The sequence below is a fragment of the Pseudomonas sp. B14(2017) genome (genome assembly GCF_002113255.1).
GTDB lineage: Bacteria > Pseudomonadota > Gammaproteobacteria > Pseudomonadales > Pseudomonadaceae > Aquipseudomonas > Aquipseudomonas putida_Z.
This window is the reverse complement of record NZ_NEJY01000002.1, coordinates 159,443-185,667: the sequence shown is the minus strand read 5'-3', so window position 1 is coordinate 185,667 and position 26,225 is coordinate 159,443. Positions and strand designations below refer to the sequence as shown.

Annotated in this window: 25 protein-coding genes and 1 riboswitch; of the genes, 11 read left to right on the top strand and 14 right to left on the bottom strand. The window is 63.6% G+C overall.

The genetic code is table 11. The features are described 5' to 3' along the window. Positions 1-29: 29 nt before the first annotated feature. Positions 30-767 (bottom strand): ABC transporter substrate-binding protein, encoded by a 738-nt coding sequence (locus CAG34_RS02780; protein WP_085587847.1) that lies wholly within the window; start codon positions 765-767, stop codon positions 30-32. Between the two features lie 155 nt (positions 768-922). On the opposite strand from CAG34_RS02780, the gene CAG34_RS02775 reads away from it, so the two are divergent. Continuing rightward, positions 923-1,375, top strand: coding sequence for a GNAT family N-acetyltransferase (locus CAG34_RS02775; RefSeq protein ID WP_075046569.1), 453 nt, complete (start codon positions 923-925; stop codon positions 1,373-1,375). A gap of 86 nt (positions 1,376-1,461) precedes the next feature. Here the strand turns inward: CAG34_RS02775 and CAG34_RS02770 are convergent, their stop codons facing one another. From CAG34_RS02770 to tkt, 9 genes are all read right to left on the bottom strand, one after another. Beyond that, a complete protein-coding gene (locus CAG34_RS02770; protein WP_085587844.1) occupies positions 1,462-1,758 on the bottom strand; it encodes a helix-turn-helix domain-containing protein in 297 nt (98 codons plus the stop codon). A 12-nt stretch (positions 1,759-1,770) separates the two neighbouring features. Beyond that, the gene (locus CAG34_RS02765) at positions 1,771-2,271 is read right to left on the bottom strand and encodes a M48 family metallopeptidase (protein WP_084785286.1); all 501 of its coding nucleotides are present in this window, start codon (positions 2,269-2,271) and stop codon (positions 1,771-1,773) included. 39 nt (positions 2,272-2,310) lie between these two features. Next, complete coding sequence (locus CAG34_RS02760) at positions 2,311-4,443, bottom strand: bifunctional diguanylate cyclase/phosphodiesterase (protein WP_085587842.1); 2,133 nt, start codon at positions 4,441-4,443, stop codon at positions 2,311-2,313. Between the two features lie 323 nt (positions 4,444-4,766). Further along, positions 4,767-5,831 (bottom strand): class II fructose-bisphosphate aldolase, encoded by a 1,065-nt coding sequence (gene fba / locus CAG34_RS02755; RefSeq protein ID WP_016712383.1) that lies wholly within the window; start codon positions 5,829-5,831, stop codon positions 4,767-4,769. 98 nt (positions 5,832-5,929) lie between these two features. Continuing rightward, positions 5,930-6,259, bottom strand: coding sequence for an MliC family protein (locus CAG34_RS02750; RefSeq protein ID WP_013974499.1), 330 nt, complete (start codon positions 6,257-6,259; stop codon positions 5,930-5,932). A gap of 160 nt (positions 6,260-6,419) precedes the next feature. Continuing rightward, positions 6,420-6,671, bottom strand: coding sequence for a hypothetical protein (locus CAG34_RS02745; protein WP_025340881.1), 252 nt, complete (start codon positions 6,669-6,671; stop codon positions 6,420-6,422). After that, positions 6,671-7,834, bottom strand: a complete 1,164-nt coding sequence (locus CAG34_RS02740) for a phosphoglycerate kinase (protein ID WP_085587840.1) — start codon at positions 7,832-7,834, stop codon at positions 6,671-6,673. Before CAG34_RS02740 ends, CAG34_RS02745 begins: the two co-directional genes overlap by 1 nt. Before the next feature lie 12 nt (positions 7,835-7,846). Beyond that, positions 7,847-8,908: an erythrose-4-phosphate dehydrogenase gene (gene epd / locus CAG34_RS02735; RefSeq protein WP_013974502.1), complete on the bottom strand. Its 1,062-nt coding sequence runs from the start codon at positions 8,906-8,908 to the stop codon at positions 7,847-7,849. 180 nt (positions 8,909-9,088) lie between these two features. Further along, positions 9,089-11,086, bottom strand: a complete 1,998-nt coding sequence (tkt, locus tag CAG34_RS02730; RefSeq protein WP_085587838.1) for a transketolase — start codon at positions 11,084-11,086, stop codon at positions 9,089-9,091. A 344-nt stretch (positions 11,087-11,430) separates the two neighbouring features. Between tkt and CAG34_RS02725 the strand changes: the two genes are divergently transcribed. From CAG34_RS02725 to CAG34_RS02710, 4 genes are all read left to right on the top strand, one after another. Further along, on the top strand, positions 11,431-12,423 hold the full coding sequence (locus CAG34_RS02725) for a metalloregulator ArsR/SmtB family transcription factor (protein WP_085587836.1): 993 nt from the start codon (positions 11,431-11,433) through the stop codon (positions 12,421-12,423). 18 nt (positions 12,424-12,441) lie between these two features. Continuing rightward, on the top strand, positions 12,442-13,632 hold the full coding sequence (gene metK, locus CAG34_RS02720) for a methionine adenosyltransferase (protein ID WP_015272060.1): 1,191 nt from the start codon (positions 12,442-12,444) through the stop codon (positions 13,630-13,632). A 145-nt stretch (positions 13,633-13,777) separates the two neighbouring features. Next, positions 13,778-15,478: an NAD-dependent DNA ligase LigB gene (gene ligB, locus CAG34_RS02715; protein ID WP_085587834.1), complete on the top strand. Its 1,701-nt coding sequence runs from the start codon at positions 13,778-13,780 to the stop codon at positions 15,476-15,478. A 132-nt stretch (positions 15,479-15,610) separates the two neighbouring features. Beyond that, a complete protein-coding gene (locus tag CAG34_RS02710) occupies positions 15,611-16,003 on the top strand; it encodes a DUF1090 domain-containing protein (RefSeq protein WP_085587832.1) in 393 nt (130 codons plus the stop codon). A 135-nt stretch (positions 16,004-16,138) separates the two neighbouring features. On the opposite strand, the gene CAG34_RS02705 is transcribed toward CAG34_RS02710, so the two are convergent. Further along, entirely contained in the window at positions 16,139-16,585 is a 447-nt protein-coding gene (locus tag CAG34_RS02705; RefSeq protein WP_085587830.1) for a cytochrome c, read from the bottom strand. 118 nt (positions 16,586-16,703) lie between these two features. On the opposite strand from CAG34_RS02705, the gene CAG34_RS02700 reads away from it, so the two are divergent. Continuing rightward, entirely contained in the window at positions 16,704-17,855 is a 1,152-nt protein-coding gene (locus tag CAG34_RS02700) for a murein transglycosylase A (protein ID WP_085587827.1), read from the top strand. Positions 17,856-17,996: 141 nt separating this feature from the next. Here the strand turns inward: CAG34_RS02700 and CAG34_RS02695 are convergent, their stop codons facing one another. Together CAG34_RS02695 and CAG34_RS02690 are read right to left on the bottom strand one after the other, a co-directional pair. Then, the gene (locus CAG34_RS02695) at positions 17,997-18,383 is read right to left on the bottom strand and encodes an MAPEG family protein (RefSeq protein WP_085587825.1); all 387 of its coding nucleotides are present in this window, start codon (positions 18,381-18,383) and stop codon (positions 17,997-17,999) included. Positions 18,384-18,411: 28 nt separating this feature from the next. Then, the gene (locus tag CAG34_RS02690) at positions 18,412-19,245 is read right to left on the bottom strand and encodes an EamA family transporter (protein WP_025340890.1); all 834 of its coding nucleotides are present in this window, start codon (positions 19,243-19,245) and stop codon (positions 18,412-18,414) included. A 292-nt stretch (positions 19,246-19,537) separates the two neighbouring features. Between CAG34_RS02690 and CAG34_RS02685 the strand changes: the two genes are divergently transcribed. Beyond that, on the top strand, positions 19,538-20,773 hold the full coding sequence (locus tag CAG34_RS02685; RefSeq protein ID WP_085587823.1) for a sodium:proton antiporter: 1,236 nt from the start codon (positions 19,538-19,540) through the stop codon (positions 20,771-20,773). Between the two features lie 116 nt (positions 20,774-20,889). Here the strand turns inward: CAG34_RS02685 and CAG34_RS02680 are convergent, their stop codons facing one another. Beyond that, complete coding sequence (locus tag CAG34_RS02680; RefSeq protein WP_003257757.1) at positions 20,890-21,291, bottom strand: acyl-CoA thioesterase; 402 nt, start codon at positions 21,289-21,291, stop codon at positions 20,890-20,892. A 178-nt stretch (positions 21,292-21,469) separates the two neighbouring features. Then, positions 21,470-21,566: riboswitch (S-adenosyl-L-homocysteine riboswitch) on the top strand. A gap of 20 nt (positions 21,567-21,586) precedes the next feature. On the opposite strand from CAG34_RS02680, the gene ahcY reads away from it, so the two are divergent. The 4 genes from ahcY (at position 21,587) to CAG34_RS02655 (ending at position 26,178) form a co-directional block, all read left to right on the top strand. Beyond that, a complete protein-coding gene (ahcY, locus tag CAG34_RS02675; RefSeq protein ID WP_025340892.1) occupies positions 21,587-22,996 on the top strand; it encodes an adenosylhomocysteinase in 1,410 nt (469 codons plus the stop codon). 166 nt (positions 22,997-23,162) lie between these two features. Continuing rightward, positions 23,163-24,008, top strand: coding sequence for a methylenetetrahydrofolate reductase [NAD(P)H] (gene metF, locus CAG34_RS02670; RefSeq protein WP_025340893.1), 846 nt, complete (start codon positions 23,163-23,165; stop codon positions 24,006-24,008). Positions 24,009-24,100: 92 nt separating this feature from the next. Next, positions 24,101-25,177, top strand: a complete 1,077-nt coding sequence (locus tag CAG34_RS02665; RefSeq protein WP_085587821.1) for a hypothetical protein — start codon at positions 24,101-24,103, stop codon at positions 25,175-25,177. 212 nt (positions 25,178-25,389) lie between these two features. Then, a complete protein-coding gene (locus CAG34_RS02655) occupies positions 25,390-26,178 on the top strand; it encodes an ABC transporter substrate-binding protein (RefSeq protein WP_085587817.1) in 789 nt (262 codons plus the stop codon). Positions 26,179-26,225: the final 47 nt, after the last annotated feature.

The following is a 26,225-nucleotide window of genomic DNA, read 5'->3' as shown; positions in this document are numbered from 1 at the left end:
CGCGAAGAGGCCGGCACAGAAGATATAGCTCAGAAGCCATGCTGACGCATGAGCCGCGCATAGCTGCCATCCGCCTTCATCGCCGCTATCGCCTGCTCGAACCGCTCGACGATCCGCGCATGCTCCGGGTTTTTCAGGCTGACCAGGATATGCAGGGTGTTCTCCCCCAACGGCGGCTCCACCAGCATCACCCCATCGCGCACCTCCGGCAGTTCGCGCTGCAAGTTGTAACGGGCCACGTACTCGTCTTCCACCGCCAGGTCCACCCGCCCCGCCGCCAGCATGCGTACCGCAGAGGGAAAGTTGCGCACCGCCACCTTGTGCAGGCGGGTGTCGCGGTCGAACTCGGGGGAATAGGCGTAATCACGCACCACAGCGATGCTGTAGGGGTACAAGTCTGACTGGCGCTTGTAGCGAAACGCCTCGCCCTTGCGTTGCAACAGGCGAATGCGGTTGACCAGGTAGGCTCTGGAAAACTGCCCGATGCTGGCGCGCGAGTCGTTGTACCAGGCGTTGATCAGCACGTCGTAACGCCCCTCGCTCACCCCCAGCAGGGCCCGCGCCCACGGTGCCTCTTCGACCCCACTGGTGTAGCCGGCCCGGGCCAGCGCCGTGGTGACGATGCTGGTCGCCAGGCCACCGCCCGGCATGCTGGCATCGGTGAACGGCGGCCAATTGTCGGCCACCAGGCGTAGCTTTTCGTAACCCGATGCGGGTGTTGCAAGTATCATTGCCAGCAACCCCAGAACACAAAGCAGTGGCCGCATGCTCACGTCCTTTCGCAATGGAGGGCACACACTGCCGACGAGATTACACAAAGCCGTCGCACAGGGCAGCGGCCAATAGTGTCATTTAGCCTCTATTTTGGCCGTGCCCCATACATCATGCGATGATCGACGGCCCACTCAAGGAGTTCGCGCCAATGTCCATCGACTGGCTCTGCAAGCACCACACCGATCTCAGCAAGGACCAGCTCTACGCCATTCTGCAATTACGCACTGAAGTGTTCGTGGTCGAGCAGCGCTGCGCCTACCAGGAAGTCGATGGCCAGGACCTGACCGGCGATACCCTGCACCTGATGGGCTGGCAGGATGACAAGCTGGTGGCCTACCTGCGCCTGCTCGACCCGCAATCCCAGGGTGGGGATGTGGTGATCGGGCGGGTGGTGACTGCACCTGCGGCGCGCGAGCTGAAGCTGGGGCATACCTTGCTGCTCAAGGGGTTGGAGGCAGCGGAGCATTGCTGGCCGGGGGTGCCGGTCTATCTGTCGGCGCAGGCGCATTTGCAGGGGTTCTATGCCCGGCATGGGTTCGCGGTGGTGGGCGAGGAATATCTTGAGGATGACATTCCGCATATCGGGATGCGCAAGGGTTGAGATCGCCGGGGGTGCTTCGCCCCCCTTTCGCGACGCAAGGCCGCTCCTACAAGGGAACGCGATTACCTGTAGCAGCCCCCAGTGGATCAGGGATACCCCAGCACTTCGCGAACCTGCCGCAGGTGCCGGATGATCCACTGCTTGTCGATCGCCCCCCAGTCATGAATGCGGTAATGCCCGGCGTGGTTGCGCGCGCCTTCCAGCTGTTCGAACTCGCAGACGATATCCAGGTCGGCCAGCGCCGCAATGGTGTCCTGGGCGGTGCGCCGGGGCATGCCGGTGGCCTCCATCAGGGCCGGCACGCTGGTCGCGGTCTGGCTGTCGATCAGCCAGGCCACGTACAGGCGGCGGTAGAAGCTGCTCTTGGTCTTGCTCACTTCCATGCTGCGTGGTCCTTAACAGTTGCCCGGCAGCTCCCGATAGGTCAGGTAGACGCGCAGGTCGAATTCCAGTTGGTGGTAGTCCGGCTCCATGTGCTGGCAGAGCTGGTAGAACGCCTTGTTGTGGTCGCGCTCGCGCAGGTGTGCCAGTTCGTGCACCACGATCATGCGCAAGAATTGCGGCGCGGCCTCCTTGAACAGCGAGGCAATGCGGATTTCCTTCTTCGCCTTGAGCTTGCCGCCCTGCACCCTTGATATCGCCGTATTCAGGCCCAGGGCCCGATGGGTCAGGTCGAGACGATTGTCAAACAGTACCTTGTCCAGGTTCGGCGCGCTGCGCAGGTATTGCTGGCGCAAATCCTGGGCATAGCCGTACAACGCCTTGTCGTTCTGCACGTCATGGCGGTCGGGGTAGCGGCGCTGCAGGTACTCGCCCAGGCGGTCGCTGTCGATCATCTCCCGCACCTGCTGCTGCAGGTGCGGGGGGTAGGCTTGCAAGTATCGTAATACGGTCATGGCGCTGCATTCGGTGTAACGAATGCCGATTCTAGCCAATCATGGCCCCGCCCAGGAGAAAATCACCGGGAAGCTGCTGGCATCCGTGGCGGTCATCGGGTAAGCCACCAGGAACCCCTGCACGTACTCACAGCCATTGGCCTTGAGCCAGGCCGCCTGGGCCGGGGTTTCCACCCCCTCGGCGATCACCGTGATGCTGTAGTCGGCGCACAGGCCGATGACGCTGCGCACCAGCGCGGCATCCACCGCCGAGTCGGGCAGGCGCGCGACCAGGTGGCGGTCGAGCTTGAGGGTATCGATCGGCAGGTCGCGCAACATGCGCAACGAACAGTCGCCCGCACCAAAGTCATCCAGCGCCACCCGCATACCCAGCTCGCGCAAGCGGTGTATCTGTTTCACCGCCGCATCGATGTTGTACATCAGCGAGGTTTCCGCCACCTCCACTTCCAGCTGCGCCGGGTCCAGCTGGTAAAGCTGGATGACCCGGTGCAGTTCGTCGACCAGGCTTGGCATGGCGAACTGCGCACGGCTCAGGCTGATACCCAGCACCAGGTCCGCCGGGAAATGCTGGCACCAGGCCTGGCGCTGAGCCGCGCCTTGGCGGTAGATCCAGCTGGCCAGGCGGTTGATCAAGCGCGCCTCTTCCAGCAACGGGATGAACAGCCCCGGCGGAACGTCGCCGACACTGGGATGCTGCCAACGCAGCAAGGCCTCGAAGCCACGCAGGCGGCCATCGTTGAAGCCAACCTGCGGCTGGTAAACCAGAGTGAAGTCTTGCTGCTCCACGGCCGTGCGTACGCTGTCCTCGAGCATCAGCCGCGAACGCGCCCGGCCGTTGAGCTCCTGATCGTAGAAGCGATACTGCTGGCGCCCCGCCTGCTTGGCCGCGTACATCGCCGCATCGGCCGCACGCAAGAGGCCTTCGACATTGGCGCCGCAATCCGGATAGGTGGCGATGCCGATGCTCACCCCAAGGCTCACATCCAGCCCTTCCACCTGGTGGCTGATGGAAATGCGTTCCAGCAACCGCTCGGCATAACGCCCGGCCTGCTCCGGGTAAGGCAGGCTGTCGAACAGTGCGGTGAACTCGTCCCCGCCCATGCGCGCCAGCAGCGCTTCACTGCCCAGGCAATCCTTGAGCTGTTCGGCTACCCAGTGCAGCACCCGGTCGCCCGCGTCGTGGCCGAGCGAGTCGTTGATGCGCTTGAAGCCATCCAGGTCCATGTACATCAGCGCCTGCGCCTTGTCCGAACGCTCGTTGCGCAGCAGCGCACCTTCGGCGGCCTGGTAGAACCCGCGGCGGTTGAGCAGGCCGGTAAGCGGGTCGGTAACGGCCTGGTACTCTAGCTGCTGGTGCAGGTTGCGCACCACCGACATGTCCAGCACGGTGACCACCATTGCCTGCTGTTCTGCCGGCAGTGGCGCACAGGACAACGCCACCGGCACCAGCTCGCCGCCAAGGGTACGCAGCTGGGCATCGTGCACGCGGAAGATGCGCCGCCCCAGGTAGGCCTGGTAGAAGTCCGATTCGTTCCACAGGCTGGCACTGGTCAGCTGCACCAGGTCGAGCAGATGGGCGCCCTGCAACTGCTGCACCGGCGCTGACAACAAACGGGAAATGGCCGGGTTGGCAAAGCTGATGATGCCCTGGGCATCCACCACCAGAATGCCCTCGGCGGCGTTCTCCAGGATCGATGCATTGAACGCCCTGGCCGCTTCCAGCTCGCGGGTCAGCCGCTGCAGCATGCGCCGGTTGCGCTGCTGGTCGAGCAGGGCCTGGACCTTGGGCTTGAGGATTTGCGGGTCGAACGGTTTGAACATGTAGTCCACGGCGCCGCTGGCGTAGCCCTTGAGCACGGCCGCTTCGGACTGTTCGTTGGCGGTGAGGAAAATGATCGGGGTCAGCCGGGTACGCTGGCTGCCGCGCATCAGCCGGGCGACTTCGAAGCCGTCCATCTCCGGCATCTGTACATCCAGCAGGACCAGGTCGACATCGTGCTCGAGCAACGCGCTCAGGGCTTCCATCCCCGAGTTTGCCGTCAGCACCTGCCAATCCTGACGGGCCAGCAATGCCCGCATGCTGATGAGGTTTTCGGGGTAATCATCTACCACCAGAAGAACCGAGCTGCCATCCAGTGGCTGAGGTTGGGGGTGAGGGTGAGCGCCATCCATGCTGCTTCTCTATTATGTGACCGACTTCAAGATACGGTTGGATCCACTAGTACTCTAGACCTGAGCGGATAACACGCAATGCAATCAGAACGCTATCAGTGCCTCAACTATACGGTAGCCGACTAACGGTCGCTTTGCCGGGAATATGTGCCGGCCTCTTCGCGGGTAAACCCGCTCCCACAAGTTCCTCACTGTTTTCCAGGCCAGCGAGTAACCTGTGGGAGCGGGTTTACCCGCGAAGAGGCCGGCACAGGCATAAGGTTCTAACACCCAAAAATGAAAAAACCCGCATCGCTGCGGGCTTTTTCATTAATACCAGAAGATCAGTTGACCTTGGCGGCCAGCTCACCTTTCAGGTAGCGCTGGTACATGCCTTCCAGGGAGATCGGCTTGATCTTCGAGGCATTGCCAGCGGTGCCGAAGGCTTCGTAACGGGCGATGCACACGTCACGCATGGCCTTGACGGTTTCACCGAAGAACTTGCGCGGGTCGAACTCGCTCGGGTTCTGCGCCATCAGGCGGCGCATGGCGCCGGTGGAAGCCAGACGCAGGTCGGTGTCGATGTTGACCTTGCGCACGCCGTACTTGATACCTTCGACGATTTCCTCGACCGGTACACCGTAGGTTTCCTTGATGTCGCCGCCGTACTGGTTGATGATCGCCAGCCACTCTTGCGGTACCGAGGACGAACCGTGCATCACCAGGTGGGTGTTGGGGATGCGCTTGTGGATTTCCTTGATGCGGTCGATGGCCAGCACGTCACCGGTTGGTGGCTTGGTGAACTTGTAGGCACCGTGGCTGGTCCCGATGGCGATCGCCAGGGCGTCGACCTGGGTCTTCTTGACGAAGTCGGCAGCCTCTTCCGGGTCGGTCAGCATCTGGCTGTGGTCCAGCACGCCTTCGGCACCGATGCCGTCTTCTTCACCGGCCATGCCGGTTTCCAGCGAACCCAGGCAGCCCAGCTCGCCTTCTACCGAAACGCCGCAGGCGTGGGCCATGGCAACGGTCTGCTGGGTAACGCGGACGTTGTACTCGTAGTCGGTCGGGGTCTTGCCATCTTCACCCAGCGAGCCGTCCATCATCACCGAGCTGAAGCCCAGCTGGATCGAACGCTGGCAGACGTCAGGGCTGGTGCCGTGGTCCTGGTGCATGCACACCGGGATATGCGGAAATTCTTCGATGGCTGCCAGGATCAGGTGACGCAGGAACGGGGCACCGGCGTATTTGCGGGCACCGGCCGAAGCCTGGACGATCACCGGGGAGTCGGTCTTGTCGGCCGCTTCCATGATGGCGCGCATCTGCTCGAGGTTGTTGACGTTGAAAGCTGGTACGCCGTAACCGAACTCGGCGGCGTGGTCCAGCATCTGGCGCATGCTAATGAGTGCCATTGTGTATCTCTCTCCCGACAAGCGTCGTTTGTTTCGTGCAAGCCTGCCGCAGGGGCGGTTGCTGTTCAAGTAGTGGGCCACCCTAGCGGCCCGGCCAGTCACGGTGCCTTGCAGCCCCGCCCAATCAGATCGTTGGTTGCCACCCAGTACACCAGGCCTTCTTCGCCCTTGGTATGGAAGGCCAGCATGCCATCGCTGTACAGCGCACCCGAGGCACCCGGCTCGGCCTTGAGCCGGTAGACCTGGTCGCCGCCACCAAGGCGCACATCGACCTGGTCGCGCTGCGCATCGGCGAAGCGCCACAGCACTTCAGCCTGGGTGTCGCAGACCCAGCGGGTCCAGTCGTCTGCCGGGGCGGGTTGCGCCGGCTTCAGCAGCGAGCATCCTGCCAGTGTCGCCAGGGCCGTCACGGCCAAAAGCGCTTTCATTCAGTTTCCTCGATTGGGGGCTGCTGTGCAGCCCTTCGCGGGCTTGCCCGCTCCCACAGGTCAAGCGCTGTACCTGTGGGAGCGGGCAAGCCCGCGAAGGGCCGCACAGCGGCCCCTACCTCAAGACCACAAATCAGCCTTCAGGTTGCCTGTTACCCGATCAAGGGCAACCCGGCGCCTTGCGCTGGTGGTCTTCGTCGTACTTTTCCAGGCCTTCCGGGCCCACGCGCTTGCTGATGACCGGCACGGTCTCGGCCTGCCACTCGGACTGGTAGCAACCGCCCTTGGGCGGCTGCGCCGGGTCGGCATCCGAGGCCGGGCTGCCGGCGCATGCGCTCAGCAGGCCAGCCAGCATCATCACAGGCAATTGCTTGACCATCAGGCCGCTCCCTTTGCCAAGCGCCGACGTCATCAGGCCTTGGCCCGCTCTTCCAGGATTGCCACGGCCGGCAGGACCTTGCCCTCGACGAACTCGAGGAAGGCGCCACCACCGGTAGAAATGTAGGAGATATCGGCGCCAACGCCATATTTGTCGATGGCTGCCAGGGTGTCACCGCCACCGGCGATGGAGAACGCAGCGCTGTCGGCGATGGCCTTGGCCAGCACCTTGGTGCCGTTGCCGAACTGGTCGAATTCGAACACGCCGACCGGGCCGTTCCACAGGATGGTCTTCGACGACTTCAGCAACTCGGCGAAATTGGCTGCGGTTTGCGGGCCGATGTCCAGGATCATGTCGTCAGCGGCAACGTCGGCAATGGCCTTGACGGTGGCTTCGGCGCTCTCGGCGAACTCCTTGGCAACCACCACGTCGACCGGCAGAGGCACGCTGACCTTGGCGGCGATGGCCTTGGCGGTGTCGACCAGGTCAGGCTCGTACAGCGACTTGCCCACCGGGTGGCCGGCTGCGGCCAGGAAGGTGTTGGCGATGCCGCCACCGACGATCAGCTGGTCGCAGACCGAGCTCAGGCTGTTCAGCACGTCCAGCTTGGTGGAGACCTTGGAGCCGGCAACGATGGCTGCCATCGGTTTGGCCGGGGCCTTCAGGGCCTTGCCCAGGGCGTCCAGCTCGGCTGCCAGCAGCGGGCCGGCAGCAGCGACCTTGGCGAACTTGGCAACGCCATGGGTCGAACCTTCGGCACGGTGGGCAGTACCGAAAGCGTCCATTACGAACACGTCGCACAGGGCGGCGTATTTCTGCGCCAGCTCGTCGGCGTTCTTCTTCTCGCCCTTGTTGAAGCGCACGTTCTCGAACAGTACCAGGTCACCAGCCTTGACCTCGACACCATCCAGGTAGTCGGCAACCAGCGGTACGCCGCGGCCCAGGGCCTTGCTCAGGTAGTCGGCGACCGGCTTGAGGCTGTTCTCGTCAGAGAACTCGCCCTCGGTCGGGCGGCCCAGGTGCGAGCAGACCATTACCGCCGCGCCCTTCTCCAGGGCCAGCTTGATGGTCGGCAGCGCTGCCAGGATACGCGCGTCGCTGGCTACCACACCGTCCTTCACAGGCACGTTGAGGTCTTCGCGGATCAATACGCGCTTACCTTGCAGGTCGAGGTCGGTCATCTTCAACACGGTCATGAATGCAGTCCTTCAGGGCTGTTTGTTGCGGGTTGGGTGGACGACGTGCAGATAGTGTTCGGCAACGTCGAGCATACGGTTGGCGAACCCCCATTCGTTGTCGAACCAGGCCAGCAGGTTCACCAGGCGAGGGCCGGAAACACGGGTCTGGCTGGCATCGACGATCGCCGAATGCGGGTCATGGTTGAAATCACAGCTGGCGTGGGGCAACTCGGTGTAGGCCAGCAAGCCTTTCAGCGGGCCTTCCAGCGCCGCCTCGCGCAGCACCCGGTTGACTTCGGCCGCGCTGGTATCGCGGGCGGTCTGCAGGGTGATGTCCAGGCACGAGACGTTGACGGTCGGTACGCGTACCGCTTTGGCCTGGATTCGCCCGGCAAGTTCCGGAAGCAGGCGCTCGATGCCACGCGCCAGACCAGTGGACACCGGGATCACCGACTGGAAGGCCGAGCGCGTGCGGCGCAGGTCTTCGTGGTGGTAGGCGTCGATCACCGGCTGGTCGTTCATCGCCGAGTGGATGGTGGTGATCTGCACGTACTCGATGCCGAATGCCTGGTCCAGCACGCGCAGCAGCGGCACGCCGCAGTTGGTGGTGCACGATGCGTTGGACACCAGGCGCTCGTTGCCGGTCAGGCAGGCCTGGTTGACGCCGTAGACCACCGTGGCATCGACGTCGGCCTCGCTGGCCATCGGCTGCGAGAACAGCACCCGCGGCGCGCCGGCGTCGAGGAAACGCTGGCCATCGGCGCGGGTGTGATAGGCGCCGGAGCACTCCAGCACCAGGTCGATGTCCAGGGCGGCCCAGTCGATGCCTTCGGGGGTGGCACTGCGCATCACCTTCACGCAGTCGCCATTGATATGCAGACAGTCGCCATCGACCTTCACCTCACCGGGGAAACGCCCGTGGGTGGAGTCGAAGCGTGTCAGGTATTCCAGGCTGGCCTGGTCGGCCAGGTCGTTCAGCGCGACGATCTCGAAACCGGCCTTTGCCCCCCGCTCGAACAGCGCGCGCAGGACACAGCGGCCGATACGGCCATAACCGTTGAGTGCAACTTTGTAGGGACGCAGGTGGGGCATTCGTTGGCTCGCTAACGCATGATGGCTGTTGGGGCCGCGTTGCGGCCCATCGCGACACAAGGCCGCTCCTACAAGGAGCTGCATGCGCAGTACCCTGTAGGAGCGGCCTTGTGTCGCGATGGAGGGCGAAGCCCTCCCCCTTGCACGACCTGGAGGGCGTCACTGCCCTCCATTGATACATCAGTCTTCCAGCAGCTCTTCGGCAGTACCGAGGATGTTCTCCAGGGTGAAACCGAACTCTTCGAACAGTGCCGAAGCCGGCGCCGACTCACCGTAAGTGGTCATGCCGATGATACGACCTTCCAGGCCGACGTACTTGTACCAGAAGTCGGCGTGAGCGGCTTCGATGGCGATACGCGCACCCACTTCCAGCGGCAGCACGGACTGCTTGTAGGCAGCGTCCTGGGCATCGAACACGCTGGTGCACGGCATGGAAACCACGCGTACCTTGCGGCCTTGTTCGGTCAGCTTGGCGTGCGCCTGAACAGCCAGGCCCACTTCGGAACCGGTGGCGATCAGGATCAGCTCAGGCTCGCCGGCGCAGTCCTTGAGCACGTAGCCGCCGCGGCTGATGTCGGCGATCTGCTGGGCGTTGCGGTCCTGGTGCTGCAGGTTCTGGCGCGAGAAAATCAGCGCCGAAGGGCCGTCCTTGCGCTCCAGGGCGTTTTTCCAGGACACGGCGGATTCCACCGCGTCGGCTGGGCGCCAGGTGTCCAGGTTCGGCGTGCTGCGCAGGCTGGTCAGTTGCTCGATCGGCTGGTGAGTCGGGCCGTCTTCGCCCAGGCCGATGGAGTCGTGGGTGTAGACGTGGATCACGCGCTGCTTCATCAGTGCCGACATGCGCACTGCGTTGCGGGCGTACTCCATGAACATCAGGAAGGTCGCGCCGTAAGGCACCAGGCCACCGTGCAGGGCAACGCCGTTCATGATGGCGGTCATGCCGAACTCACGCACGCCGTAGAACACGTAGTTGCCGCTGGCGTCGTTGGCTTCTACACCCTTGCAGCCCTTCCACAGGGTCAGGTTGGAACCGGCCAGGTCGGCCGAACCGCCGAGGAACTCTGGCAGCAGCGGGCCGAAGGCGTTCAGGGCGTTCTGGCTGGCCTTGCGGCTGGCGATGGTTTCGCCCTTGGCGGCCACTTCGTTGATGTAGGCCTGGGCCTTCTCGCTGAAGTCGGCCGGCAGTTCGCCGCTGTCACGGCGCTTGAACTCGGCAGCCAGCTCCGGGTAGGCCTTGGCGTAGGCGTCGAAGCGCTGGTTCCAGTCGGCTTCGGCCTTGGCACCGGCAGCCTTGGCGTCCCACTCGGCGTAGATCTCGGCCGGGATTTCGAACGGGCCGTGGTTCCAGTTCAGTTCCTTGCGGGCCAGGGCGATTTCGTCGTTGCCCAGCGGTGCGCCGTGGCAGTCTTCCTTGCCCTGCTTGTTCGGCGAGCCGAAACCGATGATGGTCTTGCAGCAGATCAGGGTCGGGCGATCGCTCTTGCGAGCGGTCTCGATAGCGGTCTTGATCTCGTCGGCGTCATGGCCGTCGACGTTACGGATCACCTGCCAGTTGTACGCTTCGAAGCGCGCCGGGGTGTTGTCGGTGAACCAGCCGTGCACTTCGCCGTCGATGGAAATGCCGTTGTCGTCATAGAAGGCGATCAGCTTGTTCAGGCCCAGGGTGCCGGCCAGCGAAGCGACTTCGTGGGAGATACCTTCCATCATGCAGCCGTCGCCGAGAAACACGTAGGTGTTGTGGTCGACGATGTTGTGGCCGTCACGGTTGAACTGGGCAGCGAGCACTTTTTCGGCCAGGGCGAAGCCCACGGCGTTGGCGATACCCTGGCCGAGCGGGCCGGTGGTGGTCTCGACGCCTGGGGTGTAGCCGTATTCCGGGTGGCCCGGGGTGCGGCTGTGCAGCTGGCGGAAGCCTTTGATGTCATCGATGGTGACGTCGTAGCCGGTCAGGTGCAGCAGCGAGTAGATCAGCATCGAACCGTGGCCGTTGGACAGCACGAAGCGGTCACGGTCGGCGAAACTCGGGTTGCTCGGGTTGTGCTTCAGATAGTCGCGCCAAAGCACTTCGGCGATATCCGCCATGCCCATGGGGGCACCTGGGTGGCCGCTGTTGGCCTTTTGCACGGCATCCATGCTGAGGGCACGAATGGCGTTGGCACGTTCACGACGGCTGGGCATCGCTGATCTCCTGGGGGGCTTGAATAGGTGGTGTCACGAAAAAAGGCGGCCATTTTCGCCCACTGGGGGGGCTTGGGGCAATGACGTATGGTCGCAGTCGGGGGATTTTCCTCTGATTGGCACTGATTTCGGGGCAAAATCTGGAAATCGGTGCCGACTTCTTCGCGGGTGAACCCGCTCCCACAGGGTCGCACCAAGGCTGAGGGCAGTGCTGAACCTGTGGGAGCGGGTTCACCCGCGAAGAGGCCCGAAAGGGCAACCCCGCACTCCGCCCATCAGCCAATATCAAAACTTTTTGATATTGGCCTTGCTAGGGCAACGATGCCTGTCTAGACTGCCGCACCATGAACCTCCGTGCGCAATCGATCCCCGAGCAAAGCGAAGCATTGGCTGTCCTGTGCAAAGCCAGTGGCGACGAGTTGCGCCTGAACGTATTGCGCGCCCTGGCCAACGACTCGTTCGGCGTGCTGGAGCTGGCGCAGATCTTCGACGTGGGCCAGTCGGGCATGAGCCACCACCTGAAGGTACTGGCCCAGGCCGAGCTGGTGGCGACCCGCCGCGAGGGCAATGCCATCTTCTACCGCCGCGCCCTGCCCGACAGCCTGCGCCTGGGCGGTCGGCTGCACGCGGCGCTGCTCGAAGAAGTGGACGACCTGGCCCTGCCGCCTGACGTGCAGGCGCGCATCGCTCAGGTGCAGCAACGCCGCGCAGCCACCAGCCAGGACTTCTTCCTGCGCGTGGAAGAGAAATTCCGCGCCCAGCAAGACCTGATCGCCGGCCTGCCGCAGTACCGCGAAAGCCTGCTGGCGTTGCTCGACAAACTGAATTTCGACCCGTCCGCCAGCGCTCTGGAGGTCGGCCCCGGTGACGGTGGCTTCCTGCCCGACCTGGCCCGGCGCTTCGCCCAGGTCACCGCCCTGGACAACAGCCCGACCATGCTCGAACTGGCGCGCCAGGTGTGCCAGCGCGAAGGGCTCGACAACGTGAACCTGCAGTTGGCCGATGCACTGGGTGCAACGGATGTGGCCGCCGACTGCGTTGTGCTGAACATGGTGCTGCACCATTTCAGCGACCCGGCCCTGGCCTTGCGCCAGCTGGCCAAACGGGTGAAGGCAGGCGGCAGCCTGCTGGTAACCGAACTGTGCAGCCATGACCAGGGGTGGGCGCGCGAAGCCTGCGGCGACCTGTGGCTTGGCTTCGAACAGGACGACCTGGCCCGTTGGGCCAACGCCGCCGGGCTGGCCCCCGGGGACAGCCTGTACGTGGGCTTGCGTAACGGTTTCCAGATTCAGGTCCGCCATTTCCAGCGGACGGCTGGCGACATACAACATCGGTAAATTTCAGGAACCTTCGAGATGAGCGAATACTCCCTTTTCACCTCCGAGTCCGTGTCCGAAGGGCATCCGGACAAGATCGCCGACCAGATTTCGGACGCCGTCCTTGATGCCATCATCGCCCAGGACAAATACGCCCGCGTAGCCTGCGAAACCCTGGTCAAGACCGGTGTCGCCATCATCGCCGGCGAAGTCACCACCTCCGCCTGGGTCGACCTGGAAGAGCTGGTGCGCAAGGTCATCATCGACATCGGCTACAACAGCTCCGACGTCGGTTTCGACGGCGCCACCTGCGCCGTGATGAACATCATCGGCAAGCAGTCGGTGGACATCGCCCAGGGCGTCGACCGCTCCCGCCCGGAAGACCAGGGCGCCGGTGACCAGGGCCTGATGTTCGGCTACGCCAGCAACGAAACCGATGTGCTGATGCCGGCACCGATCTGCTTCTCGCACCGTCTGGTCGAGCGCCAGGCCGAGGCGCGCAAATCGAAACTGCTGCCATGGCTGCGTCCGGACGCCAAGTCGCAGGTCACCTGCCGTTACGAAAATGGCAAGGTGGTCGGTATCGACGCCGTGGTGCTGTCGACCCAGCACAACCCTGAGGTTTCGCAGAAAGACCTGCAGGAAGCCGTGATGGAGCTGATCGTCAAGCACACCCTGCCTGCCGAACTGCTGCACAAGGGCACCCAGTACCACATCAACCCGACCGGCAACTTCATCATCGGTGGCCCGGTGGGTGACTGCGGCCTGACCGGGCGCAAGATCATCGTCGACTCCTACGGCGGCATGGCCCGCCATGGTGGTGGCGCGTTCTCCGGCAAGGACCCGTCCAAGGTCGACCGTTCCGCCGCCTACGCCGGCCGCTACGTGGCCAAGAACATCGTCGCCGCCGGCCTGGCCGAGCGTTGCGAGATCCAGGTGTCGTACGCCATCGGCGTGGCCCAGCCGACCTCCATCTCGATCAACACCTTCGGTACCGGCAAGGTCTCCGACGACAAGATCATCCAGCTGGTGCGCGAGTGCTTCGACCTGCGTCCTTACGCCATCACCACCATGCTCGACCTGCTGCACCCGATGTACCAGGAAACCGCTGCCTACGGCCACTTCGGCCGTACCCCGCAGCAGAAGACGGTCGGCGACGACACCTTCACCACCTTCACCTGGGAGCGCACCGACCGCGCCCAGTCGCTGCGTGACGCTGCCGGCCTGTAAGTTTCCTACGGCGCTGGACGAAAGCCCCTGCCGAGCAATCGGCAGGGGCTTTTTTGTGACATATGGGCTGACAAACGCTGCATGGCGACCCTCACGCTACCTGCCTAGGCTGAGGGCTCCCACCCGCCATGCAAGGATGCTGGCCATGCCGCTCATGCTGCTATTCGCCGTACTGCTCGCACTCCAGGCCCCACTGATTTGGGCCGGCCAATGCCCCAAGTGGAACCCGCAACAAGTTGAAACTGAAGTGGCCCAACTGCGTGCCACGCTCGCCCACTGGGACGACCACTACCATCGCCAGGGCATTGCGCTCGTACCCGATGAACTCTATGACCAGAGCCGCCAGCGCCTGGCGCACCTGCAGCAGTGCTTTGGCATCGCGGCCACCCCGTCCCCGCTGGCCAGCGCTGGCGGGCCAATCCCGCATCCGGTGCCACATACCGGCGTCGACAAGCTGGCCGACCGCCTGGCTGTAGAACGCTGGCTGGCCGGCAAGGCCGATGTCTGGGTGCAGCCAAAGGTCGATGGCGTAGCAGTCTCCCTCATCTACCGACAGGGCCGGCTGGTGCAGTTGATCAGCCGGGGGGACGGCGTGCAGGGGCACGACTGGAGCCGCCACATCCCCCTGCTCGACGCAATCAACCGGCAGCTGCCCCAGGCCATCGACCTGCAACTGCAGGGCGAACTTTACCTGCGCCTGGATGCGCATGTGCAAGCCCAGGCAGGCAGCGCCAACGCCCGAGGGACGGTAGCCGGGCTGCTGGCTCGCAAGCAGCTGGGCCGTGAGCAAGGCGAGCGCATCGGCCTGTTCGTGTGGGACTGGCCGCAAGGCCCCGAGCAGCAGGCCGAACGCCTCGCGAAGCTGGCGGAACTGGGTTTTGCGCACAGCCAGGATTACAGCGTCGCCATAGAAACAGCGGACGATGCCGCGCACTGGCGTGAGTACTGGTACCGCTCACCCCTGCCCTTCGCCACCGATGGCGTGGTGTTGCGCCAAGGCGTCCGGCCGCCGGCCGAGCGCTGGCAGGCCAAGGCACCCTACTGGATCGCGGCGTGGAAGCACCCGTACACGCAGGCCCTGGCCGAAGTGCGCGAAGTACGCTTCCGCGTTGGCCGCACAGGCAGGGTCACGCCAGTGTTGCACGTGCTGCCGGTTACCCTGGACGACCGGCGAATCACCCAGGTGAGCCTGGGCTCGCTGGCACGCTGGCTCAAGCTCGACATCCGCCCCGGTGACCAGGTGGCCGTCAGCCTTGCCGGGCTGACCATCCCGCGCCTGGAGCAAGTGGTGCACCGCGCCGCCGAGCGCCAACCGGTAACCGCACCAGCGCCCGGCCAACATCATGCCCACAGTTGCTGGCAGGCCAGCGAAGGCTGCGAGGACCAGTTCATTGCCCGCCTCACCTGGCTCAGCGGCAAGCAGGGGCTGGCCCTGCCGCGCACCGGCCCCGGCACCTGGCGCCGACTGGTGGCTGCCGGGCTGGTGACCTCGATGACCGACTGGCTGCATCTGGATGCCGAGCGCCTGGGCCAGGTAGCCGGTATCAGTGACGCAACGGCTGCGCAGTTGCTGGGCAGTTTCGACCAAGCCCGCTCACGGCCCTTTGCCCAATGGCTGCGCGGGCTGGGTGCGCCCACCCCCACCGGCATGCAGGTGACAGGCGACTGGCTGGAGCTTGCTGCCCGCACAAACCTTGAATGGCAAGCCATGCCCGGTATCGGCGAAAAGCGCGGTCAACAGCTTGCAGGATTTTTTGCGACCACCGAGGTTCAAGCCATTGCAACGCAGCTGGCCAAGGCAGGGATCGACGGATTCCGGATCGACAGGCAAAGCATCGAGCAATGATTATTTACCAATTTACCCGTAGGAAAATCCCGAGATTAAGCCGGAAAACCCCAACAAGGGTTTCTAAATGGGCAAAACCAAGGCAGGATTTCCCCCAACTTTTGCTGCCCCGCCCCGTCAAGGAGGCTTTTCATGAAACGTATTTCGACCCTTTTCCTGCTCGCGACACTGGGCCTGGCCGCTGGCGCCGTACCAGCCGCCCAGCCGGATGCCGGCCTGACCGGTTGCGCCGCCAAGCGTAGCGCCATCGAGAACCAGTTGAAGATTGCCCGTGACCACGGCAACAACGATCAGGCCGCGGGGCTTGAAGAGGCACTGCGAGGGGTCGACAACTGCACCGATGCCGGCCTGCGCAAGGAACGTGAGCAGAAGGTGCTCGACGCCCGTCACGAAGTGGCGCAGCGGGAAAAGGACTTGAAGAAAGCCGAGAAGAAAGGCGATTCGGAGAAGATCAACAAGCGCAAGGACAAGCTGGCAGAGTCGCGCAAGGAACTGCAGGAAGCGGTGGAAGATCTGGATCGCTGACAGAGATTCGAATACTGCGTTGCCTTTACTGGCCTCATCGCCGGCAAGCCGGCTCCCACAGGTACTGCATTGCACTCAAGGGCAGCGTGATACCTGTGGGAGCTGGCTTGCCGGCGATGAGGCCGCAACAGGCCATCAATGATTACGAAACTCGGAATGACAGGCCTTGCAAGCCGCTTCGACCTTGTCCATCGGCACCTTCAGCTGAGCAGCGTCCAGCGGCTGGCTGCGGGTGACATCGACCAGTTCGCCAGTGACGCCTTCCAGCTGCCGGGCCAGGTCATGAAAGCGTGCCTGACGCTCCCATACCTCGGCACGCGCGCTACTGTCGCCACCATCACGCGCCTGTGGGAAGTGCTGCCAGGGCTGGTGCGAAAGGTTGTCCAGCTTCAGCGCACCGTCGGCAAACTTCACCCCGTCGAACGGCAACCGCCCACGCAACATGCCGCCCAGGTCTTCGCTGGTCTTGAGCATGTCCTTGAAGATCACCTTGCGCTTGCCCAGCGGGGAGTTCGGGTCAACCCGATCACAACCACCCAGGGCCAGTGCTGCCAGCAGAACAACGGTCAATCGCTTCAACATCACGGTCACTTCGGCCTACGCAAATGGGCGGCCAGTATCGCTGCCCAGCGGCCAAAGACCAATAGCCACATAAAAACAGGGGCGAATATCCGTGTTCACCCATGACAGGAACGTACTCATGAAATCTGCCCTGCGCCATCTGGCCTGGACACTCCCGGCGCTGGCCCTGCTGGCCGGCTGCAACGGTGGCGAAAGCGCCAAACCTGAGCCCCATGCCATCGCCACCTACGCCAATGCCACCTGGCAGGACCTGCCTGCCGTCAGCGACAGCGACCTGGTGGCGGGCTTCCAGGCCTGGCGCAACGGCTGTGAAAAGCTCAAGCGCGACACCGTCTGGGCCAGCACCTGCGAAGCAGCCACCAGCGTGCCCGACAATGCCTTGCAGGTGCGCGCCTTCCTGCAACAGAACCTGCAGGTATACGGCCTGCGTTCGGCCGAAAACAATGCCAACGGCCTGATCACCGGTTACTACGAACCGGTCTACCCTGGCAGCCTGAGCCAATCGGCAACCAACCACGTGGCGGTCTACGGCATCCCCGACGACATGATCGTGGTCGACCTGGCCAGCGTGTACCCCGAACTCAAGGGCAAGCGCCTGCGCGGTCGCCTCGATGGCCGGGTGCTAAAGCCTTACGACACCGCCGAGGTGATCAACCGTGACGGCGTCAAGGCACCGGTGCTGGCCTGGCTGACCGACCCGATGGACCTGCAGTTCCTGCAGATCCAAGGTTCCGGCCGGGTACAACTGGAAGATGGCCGCCAACTGCGCCTGGGTTACGCCGACCAGAACGGCCACCCCTACCGACCGATCGGGCGCTGGCTGGTGGAACAGGGCCAGTTGAAAAAGGAAGAGGTGAGCATGGGCGCCATTCATGCCTGGGCCCAGGCCAACCCGCAGCGGGTGCCGGAACTGCTCGCCAGCAACCCCAGCTACGTGTTCTTCAGCACCCGCCCGGACAGCAACGAAGGGCCGCGGGGTTCGCTGAACGTGCCGCTGACCGCTGGCTACAGCGTGGCCATCGACCGCAAGGTGATTCCGCTGGGCAGCTTGCTGTGGCTATCCACCACTCGCCCGGACGGTACGCCGGTGGTACGCCCGGTGGGGGCTCAGGATACCGGTGGGGCAATTACCGGCGAGGTGCGCGCGGACCTGTTCTGGGGCACCGGGCCGCAAGCCGGAGAACTGGCCGGGAACATGAAGCAACAGGGGCAGATCTGGATGCTGTGGCCCAAGGGCAAGCCGCTGCCTGAGGTGCCGAAAGTGCCTTGATCGGCGGTGGATTCTTCGCGGGCTCGTCGGACCGCCGCACCGCCGCTCCCACAGGTACACCACAGGATTCAAGGGCTGTGATGTACCTGTGAGAGCGGCGGTGCGGCGGTCCGACATGCCCGCGAAGAAGGCGACGCGGTCTCAGATGGAAAACACGAAGAAGGCCACGATCATCGCCATCCCGGCAAACCACACCAGCGATCGCAGCATGGCCCAGTCGGCCAGGTAACAGATGATGTAGAGCAGCCGGCTGGTGATGTACATCACCCCCAGCACATCCTGGGTCACCTGCTCGGCATTGCCGACGATATCCGCCACCAGCACCGCCGCGGCAAATGCCGGGAAGGCCTCGAAACTGTTCTGCTGGGCAGCATGCGCGCGCCGCGGCAACCCGGACAGGGTATCCAGGAAGGCACGCGGGTCGTGGTTGTCGCGCAGTCGGAAGCGGCCACTACCGGCCTTGGCGATCAACGCGCACAGTGGCGGCAAGAGCAGCGCGATCAGGATGCACCACAGGGCAACAGTCATGGACAGGACTCCTTGTTCAGTCTTCGGGTCAAAGCTTCATTACCAGCATGCCGGCCAACACCAGCCCGCAAGCTAGGAGTCTCGGTCCGCCAAAAGGTTCTTTCAGGTAGCGCATGCCCAGCAGCACCACCAGGATCACGCTCAACTCCCTCAACGCCGCCGCTTCGGCCACCGACCCCAGGTGCATGGCCCACAGCACCAGCGCGTAACTGAGCAATACACACAGCCCCACTGCCAGCCCCAGGCGCCACTGCAGGCGCCAGAACAACACGAACGGCGCACGCCGCGCGACGCTGGCCAGCAACGGGAACGGCCAGGCACTGAGCAAGGTCAGCCACACCAGGTAATCCCAGGGTTTGCCCCACAGGCGCACGGCCTGGCCGTCGAACCAGGTGTAGCAACCAATGCACAGGCCGATCAGGGCAACCACCGGCAGCATCGACCAGGGCAGCCGGTCACCGCCACCGCCCTGCCACAACAGGCAGGCCATGCCACAGGGGATCAGCAGGATACCGATGATCTGCTGCTGGCTCAGCGATTCGCCGGCAAAGGCCAGGGTCAGCCCCAGCACCACCAGCGGCGACAGCCCGCGCATCAGAGGATAGACCAGCCCCAGGTCGCCCACGCGGTAGGCCTGGATCAACAGGAAGCGGTACAGCTGCTCGGCCAGCGCCGACGCCAGCAGCCAGGGCCAGATGTTGGCCGGCGGTACCTCGACGAAGGGCACCGCCAGCACCGCGAAGGCCAACGCCACCGTATCCATGCTGGCGATCACCAGCAGGCGCTCGCCGCTGAATTTGATCAGGGTATTCCAGGTCGCATGCAGCAGGGCAGCGACCAACACCAGGGAAGTTGCCAGCACGCCTTCTTATCCTTGTGGCTTTTTATGGCTGGGACTATATAGCGTTCGAGGGCCGCTGTGCGGCCCAATCGCCGGCAAGCCAGCTCCCACCTCGACCGCGTCGCTTTCAAGGTTGATGCAGTACATGTGGGAGCTGGCTTGCCGGCGATAGGGCTGCGTAGCAGCCCCCTTGGATGGGAACGTTTCAAACGAATCCGGTCAAACCCTGTGTCCCGAACCCCGCGCCAGGTCATCAAAGAACTGCCCGAGCCATTCGGGTTACGACTTGGAAGCCACTGTTACAGGATTCGGGATGCTTGAACTAGTTGCCGCGTTTATCTGCCTTACCACCCTCCTCACCTATGTAAATTACCGTTTCATCGGCCTGCCCCCTGCCATCGGCGTGATGGTCACGGCGCTGCTGTTTTCCCTGATGCTGCAGGGCTTGAGCCTGATCGGCTTCCCTGGCCTGGAAGCGCGCGTCGAAGGGCTGATGAACCAGATCGACTTCAACGACCTGCTGATGCACTGGATGCTGGCGTTCCTGCTGTTCGCCGGCGCCTTGCACGTCAACCTCTCCGACCTGCGCAGCTACCGCTGGCCCATCGGCCTGCTGGCCACCGTCGGCGTACTGATTGCCACCGTGGTCATCGGCTACCTGTCGCACTGGGTGTTCGCCCTGTTCGGCTGGCAGGTGCCGCTGATCTACTGTCTGCTGTTCGGTGCGCTGATCTCGCCCACGGACCCGATTGCCGTGCTGGGCGCGCTACGTACCGCCAATGCCTCCAAACCGCTGAAAACCACTATCGTCGGCGAGTCGCTGTTCAACGACGGCACCGCGGTGGTGGTGTTCACCGTGTTGCTGGGCATCATCCAGCTGGGCGAGACGCCGAGCATGACCGACACCGCGATCCTGTTCGCCCGCGAGGCCATCGGCGGCGTGGTGTTCGGCGGCCTGATCGGCTACGCCACCTACCGCATGATCAAGAGCGTCGAGCAATATCAGGTGGAAGTGATGCTGACCCTGGCGCTGGTCATCGGCGGCTCGGCGATGTGCTACGAACTGCACGTTTCGGCACCGATCGCCATGGTGGTGGCCGGGCTGATCATCGGCAACCTGGGGCGCAACCTGGCCATGAACGACATGACCCGTCGCTACATGGACGGTTTCTGGGAACTGATCGACGACATGCTCAACGCCCTGCTGTTCGCGTTGATCGGCCTGGAACTGTTGCTGCTGCCATTCAACTGGATGCACCTGGCGGCCGGCAGCGTGCTGGCACTGGCGGTGCTGCTGTCGCGGCTGCTGACCGTGGCCCCGGCGATCGTGCTGCTGCGGCGCTGGCGCCCGGTGCCCAAGGGCACGGTACGGGTGCTGACCTGGGGTGGCCTGCGCGGTGGGGTGTCGGTTGCCCTGGCACTGTCGCTGCCACTGGGCGAGGAGCGTGACCTGCTGCTGTCGATCACCTACATCGTGGTGCTGTCATCGATCCTGGTGCAGGGGTTGAGCATCGGGCGGGTGGTGCGCAAGGTCAGCGTCCAGCCTTGAGAATGCAGGGGCCGCTTTGCGACCCATCGCGACACAAGGCCGCTCCTACAGGAGATTGCATTCCCCTTTAGGAGCGGCCTTGTGTCGCGATGGGCTGCAAAGCAGCCCCAGAATGTTCATTCCACTGCAGAATCCGGGAACTGGTCCTGGATGTACTTGATCTCGGTCCGCCCATGCGCCGCCGGCAGCCCGTCCTCGCCAAGGTTGACGAAGACCATCTTGTCGACCGTGAGGATGGCCTTGCGGGTGATCTTGTTGCGCACTTCGCACTTGAGGGTGATAGAGGTGCGGCCGAACTCGGTGGCGGTGATGCCCAGCTCGATGATGTCGCCCTGGCGCGAGGCACTGACGAAGTTGATTTCCGATATGTACTTGGTCACCACGCGCTGGTTGCCCAGCTGGACGATGGCGTAGATCGCCGCCTCTTCATCGATCCAGCGCAACAGGCTGCCACCGAACAAAGTGCCGTTTGGGTTGAGGTCTTCGGGTTTAACCCACTTGCGGGTATGAAAGTTCATCTGTACTCCTGACCTGCTTGGCTAACGTGTAGCAATGATGGCAGAGCGGCCGCTGTCGCTCCATTGAACATCGACTATCGTCGCGATTAATCGACAGAAAACCTTGGGCAAGCCGGCGGGCGCGGCTATAATCTCCGCCGCTTCACATGGCCGCCCACAGCGGCGCCATGCCCGCCACCCGTCCGAGGGGCGCTGCAGCAGGCTAGGCCTGTCAGGCTCGGATGGGGCGTTGCTCGCTCTCGCGGGCGCTTAACGCACAACGGCGCCCATTCGCACACTACGAATGGAGGCTCTCATGAGCGCTGCAAACATGCCTGCTGGTTTTACCGATTACAAAGTCGCCGACATCTCCCTGGCCGCCTGGGGTCGTCGCGAAACCATCATCGCCGAATCGGAAATGCCTGCACTGATGGGCCTGCGTCGCAAGTACCTGGCCGAGCAACCGCTCAAGGGTGCGAAGATCCTGGGCTGCATCCACATGACCATCCAGACCGCCGTGCTGATCGAAACCCTGGTTGCCCTGGGTGCCGAAGTGCGCTGGTCGTCCTGCAACATCTTCTCCACCCAGGACCAGGCCGCCGCGTCCATCGCCGCCGCCGGTATCCCGGTGTTCGCCTGGAAAGGTGAAACCGAGCAAGAGTACGAGTGGTGCCTGGAGCAGACCATCCTCAAGGATGGCCAGCCATGGGACGCCAACATGGTCCTCGACGACGGTGGCGACCTGACCGAGCTGCTGCACAAGAAGTACCCGCAAGTGCTGGAGCGCGTGCACGGCGTGACCGAAGAGACCACCACCGGCGTGCACCGCCTGCTGGACATGCTGGCCAAGGGCGAGCTGAAAGTCCCGGCGATCAACGTCAACGACTCGGTTACCAAGAGCAAGAACGACAACAAGTACGGCTGCCGTCACAGCCTGAACGACGCCATCAAGCGTGGTACCGACCACCTGCTGTCGGGCAAGCAGGCCCTGGTTATCGGCTACGGTGACGTGGGCAAGGGCTCGGCCCAGTCCCTGCGTCAGGAAGGCATGATCGTCAAGGTCACCGAAGTCGACCCGATCTGCGCCATGCAGGCCTGCATGGACGGTTTCGAAGTGGTTTCGCCGTTCATCGACGGTATCAACAACGGCACCGAAGCCAGCATCGACAAGGCCCTGCTGGGCAAGATCGACCTGATCGTGACCACCACCGGTAACGTCAACGTCTGCGACGCCAACATGCTCAAGGCGCTGAAGAAGCGTGCCGTGGTGTGCAACATCGGCCACTTCGACAACGAGATCGACACCGCCTTCATGCGCAAGAACTGGGCCTGGGAAGAGGTCAAGCCGCAGGTGCACAAGATCCACCGCACCGGCGCTGGCAGCTTCGACCCGCAGAACGACGACTACCTGATCCTGCTGGCCGAAGGCCGCCTGGTAAACCTGGGTAACGCCACTGGCCACCCAAGCCGCATCATGGACGGTTCGTTCGCCAACCAGGTACTGGCGCAGATCTTCCTGTTCGAGCAGAAGTTCGCCGACCTGTCGGCCGAGAAGAAAGCCGAGCGCCTGACCGTTGAAGTACTGCCGAAGAAGCTCGACGAAGAAGTGGCCCTGGAAATGGTCCGCGGCTTCGGCGGCGTGGTGACCCAGCTGACCAAGCAGCAGGCCGACTACATCGGTGTCACCGTCGAAGGCCCGTTCAAGCCGCACGCCTACCGCTACTAAGCGGCCAGCTTGAAGCTTCAAGCGGCAATCAAAGGCAGACCATGCCGTTGCCGCTTGCAGCTCAAGCATAAAGGATCTTGAACGATGCCCAAGCCAGGCCGGCCATAACCGATCTGGCTTTTACTTGCAGCCTGCCGCTTGAAGCTTGCTGCCAGAGGAACGCCTGATGTCCCAGGAACGCCGTTACAGTTTCGAGTTCTTCCCGACCAAGACCGATGCCGGTCATGAAAAGCTGATGGGCGTCGCCCGCCAGCTGGCCGCCTACAACCCGGACTTCTTCTCCTGCACCTACGGTGCCGGTGGCTCGACCCGCGACCGCACGCTGAACACCGTGCTGCAGCTGGAAAGCGAAGTGAAGGTACCTGCCGCACCGCACCTGTCGTGCGTAGGCGACACCAAGGCCGAACTGCGCGCCCTGCTGGCCGAATACAAGGCTGCAGGCATCAAGCGCATCGTCGCCCTGCGTGGCGACCTGCCATCGGGTATGGGCATGGCCAGTGGCGAACTGCGCTACGCCAGCGACCTGGTCGAATTCATTCGCCAAGAAACCGCCGATCACTTCCACCTGGAAGTGGCCGCCTACCCGGAGATGCACCCCCAGGCCCGCAACTTCGAGGCTGACCTGGCCAACTTCGTGCACAAGGTCAAGGCCGGTGCCGACAGCGCCATCACCCAGTACTTCTTCAACGCCGACAGCTACTTCTACTTCGTCGAGCGCGCGCAGAAGCTGGGCGTGGACATCCCGGTGGTACCCGGCATCATGCCGATCACCAACTACAGCAAGCTGGCGCGCTTCTCCGACGCCTGTGGCGCCGAGATCCCGCGCTGGATCCGCAAGCAGCTGGAAGCCTATGCCGACGACACCGCCAGCATCCAGGCATTCGGCGAAGAAGTGATCACCCGCATGTGCGAACAGCTGCTGCAAGGCGGCGCACCGGGCCTGCACTTCTACACCTTGAACCAGGCCGAGCCGAGCCTGGCGATCTGGAACAATCTGAAGCTGCCGCGCTGAAATTTTTTGCAAAATCTGTTTAAGATTTGATTAAGGCTTTGGTCATAGACTAAAGCCTTATTCATTTTCCGGTTACACAGGTCTTGCCTGCCATGCAGCCCCTCCAGCCATCGCGTCCACAGCTCGTCTACCTGGCTTTTGGCCCGGCAACCTACCATCAGGAAGCCTGCTTCAGCATCGTCAGCGCCCTCGCCCATCTGGGCACGGCAGCAGGCGAAGCCATGGACATCCAGGTCTACACCGACAACCCGCAGCCCTATGCCGGCCTGCCGGTCACCGTACACCTGCTGGACGAAGCCACGCGTCAGGCATGGAACGCCCCTCACGGTTATCACTTTCGCAGCAAGCATGTGCTGTTGCGTCAGGTGCTGCAGCAACACCCGCTGGCAGTGCTGATCGACACCGACACCTTCTTCCGCAAATCGCCGCTGGAGCTGTTTGCCCGGGTGGCCCCAGGCCGCCTGCTGTGCAATGCCATCGGTGCGCGCTACGGCAGCAACCAGAAGTGCCTGCTGTACAAGAACCTGCTGGCCATCCTTGAGTCCAGGGGCCTGGCCGATTGCCAGATGCCACTGGTCAACTCCGGGGTCATCGGCCTCAGCGCCGAAGACGCCGGCACCCTGGACCGCTCCATCGCCATGATGGACGAGTTCCACCCCCTGGCTCGCGAGGCCTATACCCTCGAGGAGTTCTGCCTGGCGGTGGCAGCCTACCGCACGCTGGAGCTGGCCGAATGCACAGATGTCATCCACCACTACTGGAGCCGAAAGGCGCAGTTCCGCGCCAAGATCCAGGCCTGGCTGCGCAAGCACGGCCATGATCCGCTGAGCCACGCGGCGCTGGCCGACGTGTCCCTGGTCAATGACCAGCTGCCACGGCCGCCGGCCCTGCAACGCCTGGGTTACAAGGCGCTGAGCATGACCCTGCCCAGCCACGAGCGCCAGTTCGCCCGCGAGCTGCTGTATGGCTGCTACCCCTACCCCAATGAGTTCGACCGTGCCTGCGCGCCGGCCTGGTGGGACAAGGCCCTGGAAAACCTCAACGCCCGCCATGGCCACATGGAGCCCGAGCAACTGCGCCAGTGCCTGCGTCACCCGGGGTTGCGCCTGTCACTGGGCGAGCGGCGCAAGGATATCGAAGCGCATCTGCTGCGCACCTCCCACGGCTGAGGCACCCAGAACCACTGCCTTGCGCAACCCCTGTGGGAGCGGGCATGCCCGCGAATCAGGCGACGCGGTGGATGGCACCGGCTTCGCCGGTGTTCGCAGGCATGCCCGCTCCCACAGGGATCGCGCATGCCTTTAAGTACTCGATTATGGCAATTGCCGCGTTCAATTTCGGGGCTCTGGCCATGCAACGGCCGAGCGCGTAATCTCCGGCCATGCCACACGTCGCCCGTCTGTTCTGGATCCTGTTGCTCGCCTGCCTGAGCCCGCTGGCCCAGGGCGAGCGCCTGCGCCTGGTGACCGACGACTGGGCACCCTATGCGTACCAGCACGACGGCCAGCCGCGCGGCATCGACTACGAAGTCACCACCCAGGTGTTCGAACGCCTTGGCGTCGAGGTGGAGTGGGAGTTCCTGCCATGGAAGCGCTGCCTGGCAATGATCGAGCAGGGCTTGGCCGACGGCATCATGGACATCTTCCAGACCGAGTCACGCCAGCCTTACCTGGTGTACGCCCCCGAGCCCATGTCGGAGGTCGAGTTCGTCCTGTTCCAGGCCAGCGCACGTCGCCATGCCGTCAAGGCGCTGGATGACCTTGCCGGCCTCACCGTCGGCACCTCACCCGGCTACGCCTATGGTGCCGCGTTCAACGAGGCCGTACATTTCAGGCGCGAAGCCGCGCCTACCCATGAAGCCAACTTCGGCAAACTGATGCTGGGCCGCATCGACCTGGCAATCACCGACCGCAGGGTCGGCCAATACCTGCTGCGGCATCTGGGCCTGCAACAGCAGGTCGAGGAGCTGCCGCTGGTGATAAGCCGCCAGGCGCAGTACCTGGGGCTGGCGCGCAAGCCGGGGCGGGAGGCATTGGCCCAGGCCTTCGCCGCGGAACTGCGGCGCTTCAAGCAGGAACCGGCCTATGCAGCGATCAGCAACCGCTACACAGGCGACATCGGAAACATTCTCAACGCCGTTGAGCAGCAGGAAAGCAGCACAGCGCGATAGCTCTGTTATACTCGGGCCTTCCCGCCCGGCTCACGCCCGGACGCTCG